Source organism: Pigmentibacter sp. JX0631, from assembly GCF_029873255.1.
Lineage (GTDB): Bacteria > Bdellovibrionota_B > Oligoflexia > Silvanigrellales > Silvanigrellaceae > Silvanigrella.
In genome coordinates this window covers 273,557-285,308 of sequence record NZ_CP123622.1, presented here as the reverse complement: position 1 = coordinate 285,308, position 11,752 = coordinate 273,557, and the positions used below count along the sequence as shown (strand labels likewise).

The 11,752-nt window shown below is 30.7% G+C and carries 8 protein-coding genes; 4 read left to right on the top strand and 4 right to left on the bottom strand.

Annotation, left to right across the window (positions count from 1 at the left end; translation table 11 throughout):
- Positions 1-103 precede the first annotated feature (103 nt).
- From QEJ31_RS01180 to QEJ31_RS01170, 3 genes are all read right to left on the bottom strand, one after another.
- Positions 104-2,005, bottom strand: coding sequence for an NAD(P)/FAD-dependent oxidoreductase (locus QEJ31_RS01180; RefSeq protein ID WP_280591958.1), 1,902 nt, complete (start codon positions 2,003-2,005; stop codon positions 104-106).
- A 140-nt stretch (positions 2,006-2,145) separates the two neighbouring features.
- On the bottom strand, positions 2,146-3,063 hold the full coding sequence (rarD, locus tag QEJ31_RS01175; protein WP_280591957.1) for an EamA family transporter RarD: 918 nt from the start codon (positions 3,061-3,063) through the stop codon (positions 2,146-2,148).
- 174 nt (positions 3,064-3,237) lie between these two features.
- A complete protein-coding gene (locus tag QEJ31_RS01170; protein WP_280591956.1) occupies positions 3,238-4,011 on the bottom strand; it encodes an S-adenosylmethionine decarboxylase in 774 nt (257 codons plus the stop codon).
- A 213-nt stretch (positions 4,012-4,224) separates the two neighbouring features.
- On the opposite strand from QEJ31_RS01170, the gene QEJ31_RS01165 reads away from it, so the two are divergent.
- The 3 genes from QEJ31_RS01165 (at position 4,225) to QEJ31_RS01155 (ending at position 8,801) form a co-directional block, all read left to right on the top strand.
- Complete coding sequence (locus QEJ31_RS01165) at positions 4,225-5,658, top strand: DHHA1 domain-containing protein (protein WP_280591955.1); 1,434 nt, start codon at positions 4,225-4,227, stop codon at positions 5,656-5,658.
- A complete protein-coding gene (locus tag QEJ31_RS01160; RefSeq protein WP_280591954.1) occupies positions 5,655-6,449 on the top strand; it encodes a hypothetical protein in 795 nt (264 codons plus the stop codon). The genes QEJ31_RS01165 and QEJ31_RS01160 overlap by 4 nt, the downstream gene beginning before the upstream one ends.
- Positions 6,450-6,602: 153 nt before the next feature.
- Complete coding sequence (locus tag QEJ31_RS01155) at positions 6,603-8,801, top strand: glutamine synthetase III (RefSeq protein WP_280591953.1); 2,199 nt, start codon at positions 6,603-6,605, stop codon at positions 8,799-8,801.
- Between the two features lie 12 nt (positions 8,802-8,813).
- On the opposite strand, the gene QEJ31_RS01150 is transcribed toward QEJ31_RS01155, so the two are convergent.
- A complete protein-coding gene (locus QEJ31_RS01150; protein ID WP_280591952.1) occupies positions 8,814-10,094 on the bottom strand; it encodes an N-acetylmuramoyl-L-alanine amidase in 1,281 nt (426 codons plus the stop codon).
- A 174-nt stretch (positions 10,095-10,268) separates the two neighbouring features.
- On the opposite strand from QEJ31_RS01150, the gene QEJ31_RS01145 reads away from it, so the two are divergent.
- Complete coding sequence (locus tag QEJ31_RS01145) at positions 10,269-11,606, top strand: hypothetical protein (protein ID WP_280591951.1); 1,338 nt, start codon at positions 10,269-10,271, stop codon at positions 11,604-11,606.
- The last annotated feature ends 146 nt before the right edge of the window (positions 11,607-11,752 follow it).

The window sequence follows — 11,752 nt, the reverse complement described above, 5'->3', positions numbered from 1 at the left end:
AACATGATTTTATAAAATAACTAAAATCTTGAAAGCGAAACAAGAATTCGCTGAATAAAATTATATATAATTTTTTCTTATTATGCGACTTTTTAATTATTGTTTAAGAAAAATTAAATTCATTCACTGCTCTTATTGCTTCTGCAATAGCAACATGTGTAAGGGCATTCCAACCCGCATCACAATTAGCAATAGTAATATTTTTGCATGGTTTTTTTGCTAAAGAAATTAAATTTTCAACACTATTTTCATCATCAAAAAGCGGGTTAAATGAATAAGAATATCCATGTGGCCATCTATTTATTGTGATTTCAAGTATATCTTTTTCATGTTCAAATTCACCTGTAGGTCCAAGTATTCTTTGTAACTGTAATCTAATATCGTTTTCTAAAACAGAAAATGGCGTAGAATATAATTTGGCTCGGCTTGCTTTAAACTGAGTACGAGCATCAGATCCAAGTTTATTGTTTTTTGGAATACTTACCATATGCAGTAAAATGGGTTTATCTGGGTTTTTGGGATGTGAATAATGTCCAATATTTACTGGAAAGTCTAATTTAATGAGAGCATAATTTAAAGAGGGATTATAAATACAATGAGTCTTTAATTTTAAAAATGACCGCCAATTAGAAAGTAATACGTTTGTATAAATTAAAGGAGCTTTTACATTTGAAAGTAAAACTTCTTTTTGATTACTGGGAAGTTCTGGTACAATAAAAGGAATCATCATATTGTAACCAGCCATCACTACATGTTTAGCAGTAAGTTTATGCAATTTACCATGACGTATAAATTTCCCTTGTGAATCTAAAATAGGTTTTTCTAAGTACCCTAACGAAACTGTATTATTAATTTCATTTTTCGCATGGACTACTGTACTATTTAAGCGAATTCTAACTTGTGAATTTGGTAAATCTAGGAAAGAATAGTTAAATTTAGTTTGTATTATTGAATCCATATTTAATTTTTGCAAAAATATTTTTGGCAATAATTTTGCTACTAATAAGCGAGCAATTGTAGCCCCGCCATCAGGAAAATGATAAATGTATGGCTCATCTACTTCTGCCTGAGTATCTGGGTCGAGGGGGGGGAGATTCATCCCGTCTAAACCAGGAAGGGAAATACTTCTGGCATCTAGGTAGCTGTTAATTCCATCAATTCCAATCGCCAAATAATCGTGACTTTTTTGCTGAAAAATATTAACTATTTTTTCACTTAACTTAACATTGTGTAATAAGAAGTTTCTATAACTTGTTTTTTTTAAATACTCTACTTTTTCATTAACGGATTTTAGATCAGGTAAATAATCTTTTTTTACAGTCAATAAATTAAGTAATGAAAATTTTTCTTCATCAGTTAAAGGAAAATTTTCAATAATTTCTGTTACAGAATTACTATTTTTAGTTACTTCAGCACTTCCTAATGGGTCTCCTAAAACAAATTTATCTTCTCCAAAATTTTCTTTATCAAAGAATATGCTAAAATCTAGTCCCAAATTTTTGTAAAATTCTTGATCGAATTTTTTTCCAAGTTTATCAATATTTATTCCTAATTCTAGCAGAAAATGATTCAATTCTTTCTGATAATAATGTTTTGGTGATTGAAAAGATTCAGTTCCACCATAACCCAAAACAAAATTTTTCTTTTGTTTGAATTCATTTCTTTTGGCATGTCCACCAAAGTCATCATGATTATCTAAGATCAAAATTTTTGCTTTGCTATTTTTTTTTAGATAATAATATGCGGCTGTTAAACCACTTATTCCAGCACCAACTACTACAAGATCATAAAACTCTTCACTTTGCATAGTATCAATATTAAAATTTTCACCAGAAACTAAAGCATGTGCGTTTTCAAATGAACCAATATGGCTGCCTCTTAAACCAGTAAGTTCTGGTGGATAGTTATTTTGACAAGTTTCTTTTCCAAGAATTTCTAGGGGAGACATTCCTGCCAGAATAGCAACTGCACTTCCATTAATAAAGTCTCTTCTATTAATACTCATTCTTCCCTCCGCGCATATTTGTTTGATTTAGTTTAACAAAAATAGAAACAAAAGGGAGAGTTTCTGTAATATAAAATTGTTTTTTATAAATTCAAAATTAAATTTTAGAAATTTTTTAATTATATAAAATTAAAGTTGTTTTAAACATTACTATTAGTTACCTTTTTAAGGCTGTATTTTCTAATTGAATTTAATATATATATAATAATTGCTAGCCAAACTAAACAAAAACTAAATATTTTAAGTTGACTTATCTTTTCTTGAAAAACAAACATAGCTAGTATTAATTGCAAAGTAGGACTGATATATTGATAAAACCCAATTTTTGTCATTGGCAACAGCTTAGCACCAGCAACAAATGTAATTAAGGGGATTGAAGTTATAACACCTGCAAGTAATAATAAACCAGTTATTTTTACATTTGATAAAAATGATAATTCATGCTGAATACCTAAATTAATTATATAAATTAAAGCTAAAGGTGCTAGCAATAAAGTTTCAATTGTTAGCCCATGAATAGAATCAATATTGATTTTTTTCCTTAGCAAAGAATAAAAACCGAAAGTTAATGCTAATAAAATAGGTACTAATGGCGCAAAGCCTGTAAATGACATTTCAGAAAATTGAATTGCAATTGCAATTATAGTAACTATAACAGAAAAAATTTCTACTTTGTTTAATTTTTCTTTTAAGAAAATGAGTCCTAAAAAAATATTAAAAATTGGTGATATAAAGTAACCAAAACTTGATTCGGTTAAATGATTATTTATTACTGCCCAAATGTAAGTAAACCAATTAGCAGAAATCAAAATTGCAGTACAAGTTAATGTTAATATAGTTTTAGGAGAATAAAAAACTTCTATAATTTTAAAAATCTGCTTTTTCATAGCAATAATTGCAAATAAAAATAGAATTGACCACAAAATTCTGTGGGCTAGGATTTCAAAAGGATTCACCATATTAATAGATTTAAAATAAAAAGGAGAAAGTCCCCAAGAAAAGAAGGCAATTAATATTAAGATTGTCCCATAAGTATTTGAATTTATTTTATTCTTCATGATGATTCCCTTAAATTAAGGTAAAAATAATTTTTTTGTTACTAATAAAATTATTTTAAAGATTTCTAACATGAATTTATTTTAATTAAAATTAGTAAATGGAAAATATATAAAAACAAAACCTCTAGTAAATAGAGGCTTGATAAGACATGGGATATTATATGATTTAAAAAACTATCTTTTTATTTTTGCTATTGATTCCATTTCTTTACGAATTAAAGCCATTTTTTCCGAAGCAATATCAGCTGGAACAGTTCTTGGGTTTCTGAAATAAGAACTTTCATCTAATTCTCTACGACAAAACATAGTTTGAAAAGTATGGTGTTCTGGTGAATTTTGATCAATAGTGTCGTAATCTCTTAAAATTAAAGGAGAAACATACTTAGTAATACTGGACATTTCATGGTCCATAAATATTTTCTCATTGTTTTTAGTACGTGCAAAACCGCGCACAACATAATCCACACAAACCACATCAGTTTCAAAGGCTTTGAACATAAAATCGAGAGCATACAAAGGCGAAATACTTCCACAAGTTGCAATATCTATATCGACACGAAAACTACAAATTCCTGAAGGATCCAGACTATCAGGATAAGTGTGTGCGCAGATATGACTTTTATCTAAGTGAATAGAAACAGTAGATTGAGCCATTAGATTCGAGGCTTTATTAGCTTCTTTAGTAGCTTGATCTCCTTTTAAATCGCTCATTAAAAGGACAACACTCGCTCCATAGGGATCAAAATCTTTTGAACTAACATTCAGCACTTCTGCATCGATAATTTCTGCTATTCTGATTAATTGAGACTCTATTTGCTTTGCTGAGTATCTTTCGTCAATGTAACGGATATAGGAAGCCCTTTCCTCGTCATTTAGGGCAACAGCAAAATCATAAAGATTGAAGCTTAAAGCTTTGGTTAGGTTATTAAAACCGAGTATTTCTGTCATCTTATGTCCTCAATGAGTTCAGCTTAAAATGTTCTAAGCAAATTACCTGATCATACAGAATTAATGCAATATAGTGTAGAGTGGAAAATGCAACAGTATTTTCTACTTTCTAATCGATTTGGTAAAATATTGTAGCATGGGCTATCGTGCAAGAATAATTTAAAAGATTTCGCTTTTTTGTTTAAAGTGGAATTTGGTATTAAGGTGTATTAAATGGATTCAAAGCGTGGACTTTTTTTAGTTATTTGTGATGACCCCGAATTGGCTTCAACCTTGGTGCATATACAGAAGAATATGGATATTAAAGTCTGGCTGCCGAACAAACAAAATCAACTTCAGGCATCTCTCCTTGAAGCTTGTGAAGATTCAAAAGACATTGAAGAAATTCTAGTTAAGGGTGATATTACAAAGGCTTCTTTTTACCATCAATGGAGTGGGTACAATCCAATTTGTGTTGTTCTTTCTCTAAAAGATCATGATAAATATTCAATTGTTCGTGAATATATTTTAGATGAATTGCCTAAATCAAGAATACTTTCTTTTCAAATAGGGGATCCGGAAGAAGTTCCTAGAAAGTTGGTTGATAATGATAGAGAGCTTGTGCTTTCTTGGACAGAGCTGTTAAGCAGGCCGATTAGTGCTGAACTTCGGCATATTGAAAGTACGCATCGAGTTAAGGAAGTTCGAGATATTTTATTAAATGGTGATAAAATAGCCCTTTTACTACAACCCGATCCCGATCCGGATGGCCTTGCTTCAGCTCTTGCCTTACGATGTCTGTTAGGAAGAAATAAACTTTCAACACCTATAGTTAGCTTTGGAAAAGTAACTCGTCCTGAAAATATTGCGATGATGCAATTACTAGATTTAGAAGTATTAACAATTAAGCCCCAAGATCTGTCTAATTTTGATAAAGTAGCTTTGCTTGATACGCAACCAGCACATTTCACATTTCCTTTACCGAGAGTAGACGTCATTATTGATCATCATCCTATGGTCGGAAATTATCAAAATATACCTTATTGCGATATTCGTTCAAAATATGGAGCCACATCCACTATTTTAACCGAATATTTACGTGCAGCTGCTGTAAATATCGGTCAACGATTAGCTACTGCTTTGATTTACGGTATTAAGGCCGACACCTTACATTTAAATCGAGAAGTTATCGATGCGGATTTATACGCTTTTGTTTCTTTATATCCAGATATAAATTATAATTTGCTCAGAAGAATGGAGAAACCAGAAATACCTATGGCATTTGCTCCTTTGTTGGCAAATGCTTTATTGAAAATGGAATATCAAGATAAACTGTTAGTAAGCTATTTAACAAATGTAACTAGAGAAGATTTAATTCCTCAAGTTGCAGATTTTATGCTGCAGTTTGAAGGAATTGAATGGGTTGTTTGTGCTGGTGTATTTGAAGAAAATCTTGTGATGAGTATCCGCAATGTGGGATATGTTAAAAATGCAGGCGATGTAGTGCGAAAAATCATTGCAAACGTAGGATTTGGTTCAGGTGGAGGACATCGGACAATGGCAAAAGCAATTTTTCCTGTAAATCAATGGAAAGAAAAAATTAGTTCTATTAAAGAAGATATTGTTAAAAAATCTTTACTAAATTTGTTTGTTGAGGAAGCTTTATGAGTTTCATTCTCTCAAACTACTTTTCTACTAAGAAAAATGACATCAGACCTCTCCATTCAGGATTTGGTTTTTTCTCTGAAGTAATCCAAAAAAAATTAAATTCTCATGAAATAAAACAAATTCAATCCGATAAAGTTAAAAATAATTATTTAGAAAATAAAATCGAAACCAAAAATGAGATTTTTGCCGATGAACATTCATCTGAAATTGCAATTCCTTTGAGTGAAAATATTTTAAATGATTCAGAAAATTCTTTAAATAATAAAAATTTAAAAAAACAACATGAAAAACAAAAAATAGATTATAAAAATTCAACTATTGAGAAATACTATGTAAATCCATTTTTTGCGTTTTTGGCTTGGACTATAGATGCTTTATTAGGATTTTGCTTTTTAATTATTTCACTATGTATAAATTTTGTTTTTCTTCCAAAGGGTTTTTTTGCGATATCACCAAGTAATGCAAAAATTTTGAGCTTTATAACTACAGATATGAATATGATTTACACCTTTATGTTTTCTTTGCAAGTTTGGTTGTTTATGGCCTTTTTAGTTTTTCTTTTTCAATATTCAATTTTAGGTTTTGAAGGATCAACCTTAGGTCGATGGATTTTTGGTATTGCTATAAAAAATCATAAAAATATCCATTTGAAAGTGAGCGAAAAATCAAAAATATGTGCAGCACTTTCGGAAGCTTTTTTATTAGGAGGAATTCTTTCCTTTCTATTTATAGTCATTTTTCCTTCAAGAGTACCTATATTCTTTTGGTTACGCTATTCTTCTAAAAAATAAAAATCTCTTTTCCTTTTAAAATTATTTATGCTAAGAACGAATGACCGAATTGATTAAAGTTTTTTGATATTTAAAATTCTATATATAAATTTTGTTTATTTAGAGGTTTATTCTTTTATTTAGAATTTTGTTTATTTTTTGGAGTTGCACCAAATGACTGATATTTTACCTTACTACCCTTTATCTTTTCGCAAAGTGAATCGCCCTCTAAACGGAGATGGAAAACAATCTAGAGTTGCGGAATATTTTGGAACAAATGTTTTTGATCTTAGAGCAATGGTAAAACGACTATCATCTCAAGATTTGGAAACTATGAGTAAAGTTATGAAGCTTGGAGGTAAAATAGACTCGGCTTTAGCTGAAAGAGTTGCATCAGCAGCAAGAGAGTGGGCAATGGAAAAAGGGGCAACACACTATTGTCATTGGTTTCAACCTCAAACAGGTGCGACAGCTGAAAAACATGATGCATTTCTCTGGTTTGATAAAAGCGGAAATCCCATTGAAAGATTTACTGGACCTGAGTTATTGCAAAGTGAGCCAGACGCATCAAGCTTTCCATCAGGAGGTAAACGCTCTACTTTTGAAGCTAGAGGTTATACTGGTTGGGACCCTTCAAGTCCTATGTTTATCATGGAAACTGAAAATGGAAAAACTTTATATATTCCTTCAGTCTTTGTTAGTTATCATGGAGAAGCTTTAGATTTTAAAACTCCTTTGTTACGTTCTAATGCTGCAATTTCTGCTGAAGCGACTAAAACTTTAAATTTAATAGGCGAAAAAAAAGTTACGCACGTTACTGTTTCAGTAGGTCCTGAACAAGAGTTTTTTATTATAGATAAACGGCACGCTATGAAACGAATTGATCTGCATTTATCAGGAAGAGCTGTTTTTGGAAGAAAAGCTCCTAAAGGTCAAGAACTTGAAGATCATTACTTTGCGCATATCCCAAGTAGAGTTCAATCTTTTTTTAATGAACTAGAAGTTGAATTATACAAATTAGGCGTTCCAGTAAAAACGAGACATAATGAAGTTGCGCCAAGTCAATTTGAAGTTGCTCCTATTTATGAAAGTTCAAATATTGCAGCAGATCATAATCAACTTGTTATGAAATGTTTAAAAAGTGTTGCTTTAAAACATGGATTTGTTGCTTTATTACATGAAAAACCATTTGAAGGCGTTAATGGAAGCGGAAAGCATTTGAATTGGTCTATGATGGATTCTACAGGAAGAAATTTATTAGATCCTGGAGCCACTCCACATGAGAATTTAGTTTTTCTAACATTTTTATGCTCAGTTTTATTAGGTATTTATGAAAATGCTGATGTTCTAAGAGCATCTATTGCCTCTGCGGGAAATGATCATAGATTAGGAGCCAATGAAGCACCACCAGCAATAATTTCTATTTTCTTAGGAAATAATCTAGACAAAATTTTAAATGCCATTGAAGTTGGTTCTGTAGATAAAGTAAATGCAGAAAAAGTCATGATTGATCTCGGCGTATCTCATCTACAAGATGTAGCTAAAGATAATACTGATAGAAATAGAACATCTCCATTTGCATTTACTGGGAATAAATTTGAATTTCGTGCTGTTGGTTCAAGTGCTCCAATAAATTATCCAGCAGCAATATTAAATGCAGCAGTATGTGATGGGCTTGCAAAATTAAATAAAAAGTTAGAAAAAGTAGCAGTTAACGGAACAGTAGGAGACAATGATCTTTTAAAAATATTAAAAGATGTAATTAGTTTCACTAAAAAAATTCGTTTTGAAGGTAACGGATATTCGCAAGAATGGCAAGATGATGCTTTTGAACGTGGACTTTCAAATTTTAAAAACACTCCTGAAGCATTACTTGTATTAGCTGATAAAAATAAAACAAAATTTCTGGAAGAAGTAGGCGTTTTTAATGCTGAAGATATTTTAAGCCGTTTGGCAATTCAGCAAGAAAGATATGTAAAACAAAGATTAATTGAAGTTAATTGTGCTATTGAAATGGCTCAATCTTTAGTATTACCAGCTTGTATAGAATATCATAATAAATTACTAAAAAATGTTAAGCTTTCAAATGAATTAAACATCTCAACTCCAGTGAAAAAAATTGTTGAAAAATATAATGATGCTTTGGGACATGTAGCAAGTTCTCTTGAAAATTTAAAAATTCAAGTTGAAAAGGTAACAGCAGGAAATGCCCTAGAACATGATAACTTAACAGGAACAAGTAAAGAAATTGCAAATAATTTAATTCCAAAATTGGATGATCTCCGTAACGCTGTTGATAATATTGAAGGAATGGTGCCAAATGAACTTTGGCCTTATCCTAAATATTCTGATATGATTTTTAGTATTGAATAAAAGAAATAGAAATTAAAAATTGCAGCCAGTTCTAACTTTATTTGGGTACTTAACAAGTAAAGCTTGAAGGGTTGCAAGAACTCTCAAATTATCAAATCCTTTAATTAATTCAATGGTATCCCCATCAAAGTCGCTTTGTTTATCGGGTGTTTTTTTAGGATCATGTTTTGAACGGTTTATTTTAACTTGGGTTTTTTTATTTTTCTTGTTCTTTCCATTAGATTTTTCTCTTAACTTTGCTCTTTCTTGTTTTTTTGCTACTTGTGCTTCTTCTATAGTTCTATGGGCTAAATAATCATCAGGTAAGTAATGCATTAAAAATGCATGTAAGGCAAAGTTTGTTTTTTTATTATCAAATATTTTATTTTTAATATTTTTTGTACCAAATTCATTTGCAAGATTTAAGGCTTTGATATCTGCAATTGGTGTTTTATGTATATTGTATTCAAAATTTAAAAGATCTGTTTGTATTTTTTTATTTGAAGATTTTTCATTTCTAATATCATAGCCAAATTCATAAAGACGTATTTGAATTAAAAAAGGAGAAATATTTGCTCCTAATGATTGTTTTATTTTTTCAATTTGTGTTTGAATTTCAGACTCGTTAGCCCAAGCTCCAATTCCATTATCGGCCATTCTTTTCCAAGGAAAAAGAGGTCCAGGATCGAGTTTTCTATCTACAGCAATATCAGAGTGTCCTACAATGCACAGCGGATCAATATTATATCTTTCTTGAATATCTTTTGCTAATGAAATAATGAGTTTCTGTTGCTCATCTGGAAAATCTATCCATTCAATAGAATCTTGATCACAAAATTTTTTGTTATTCTTGCATTTAAAACCTAAGTTCACAATTTCAATTCCAATTGAGATAACATTAACATTTTTTCTGTTTTTCCAAAGACTCGTTCCTGCGTGTTGTGCCCTTCTATCTTCGCTAACAATTTTAAAGACAGTCTTACCACTGGATGGGACAAGCCAATGTGAACTGTTTCCGCCAGTTGTCAGGGCTCGAAGAGATTTTTTATAGGGTTGTGCAGTATAATGGAACACCATAGTACAAATTTTTTCATTCTGAATTCTATTTGGGTATTGTTCATCAGTAATATAGTCGTCGTTGATATCGTATTTTATCACATCTTTTGCTTCTTTAGGCTTTGCATAAATAATTTCTTTATTTGTTTTATAATGTTCAGAAAACTCATCTTCGTTACGTTCATTAGTTTTGTTACTAGAAGAACAACCAGAAAGCGTAAGTATCAGAATAAGTTTAAGTAAATACGTTCTTTTCATACTTTTTAGAAAGCCTAACCTAGTAGTTTAAAAACCATTAGCCAAGCTATCATCGAAATATTTCAACAGTTAATTAAATCCTTGTGGAAATTGATTATACGTATAGTAAAAAAAATGACATTTTATTTTAGGTATAATGAATCATACGGAATTTCATTTGTTGGAAGGAGTTATATGCTTCAAAGTTTATCTAATCTAAATATACCAAGCAATTTATATAGATTTTTATTGGCAATAGGGGTGATGAAATTATGTATTGCTTGCCAATCAACATATACATCAGAGCAAAATAAGACGCAAAATGAGAGTGTAACAAAAGAAAACTTAGGAGATGATGCTAGCTATATTTTAATTGGTGCAAAAGGAAGGGCTGGAAAAGGTGCTGTTTTTAAGTGCACTTTAGATGGGTATGAATGCTATGAATTTTTAGGAGGTAACAAACGCTTTTCTCCTCCTGAAAATAGATCTTATAAAACAGTAAATATTTTTAATGGTGATGTTTTTGGTGCTAGCATTAACGTTTTTAATAAAAAAATATTTATTGGCGCTACGGGAAGAGATAATAAAAAAGCAAATGATACGGGAAGCATTTCTAGTGCAAATTATAAAGACGAAGTCGGTTCATTATTTGAATGTGATTTGGAAGGAAACGATTGCAGAGAATTTTTGGGAGGTCATTTACCATTTGAAAATTCACAAGTTATTGTTCCTGTAAAGTTATTTTCAAGTGATCATTTTGCTGCAAGTACTGCTTTTAGTCAAAATAAATTACTGATTGGTGTCCCTGGAAGAGATGGAAATGATGTCGATGATATTGGTAGTATATTTCAATGTAACTTAGATGGAAAATATTGTTCAGAATTTTTAGGTGGTAAATCTAAAAATAAAGCAGTTATAAGCCAATTAGCAACTGATGATTCTTTTGGAACAAGTCTAATAACAAGTAATAATTTTTTATATATTGGAGTTCCAAATAAAAATTCAGGTAGTGGAAGTGTTATGAAATGTACAATTGATGGATCAAAATGTGATTTTTTCAATTTAAAAAATTTACGTCTAGCCTCGAATAATAACTTTGGAACAAGTATAACTATTTCAAAAACAAATATATACGTAGGCGCTTCTGGAAGAAGTGGTGTTCCTATTACAGATCCTCAACAATATGATCTAGGTGCCGTTTTTAAATGCGGTTTAGATGGAAACAACTGTTCAGAAATAATTGGTGGAGAAAATAAAGAAAGTGCAGCTAAACTTAAATTAGGACCAAGAGATTACTTAGGTATGAGTATAGCAGTTTTTAAAGAATATTTGTTTATTGGAGTTCCTGGAAGAATGAATTTTCAAAATCAAAGGACGGGAGCGGTCTTTAGATGCGACCTGAATGGCAGTAATTGTATTGAATTTATTGGGGGAAAAAGTACTGGATATCTTGATTCGGAGAGCTTAGATCTCTTAGATGGCGACCAGTTTGGTTCTAGTTTATTTGTTGTTTCAAAGAGTTATGCGAAGTAGTCTTTTTTTGCTTGCTTCTTTTATGAATTTCCTATATCAAACTTCGGATGTTTTTTTGCCATTCCAAAAGAGGTTATTCGTGAACGTTTTATCTGTATACAATCTAAGCTTAAAGCGCTCTAAGGAAAAAGACCTTTTTGGTGATT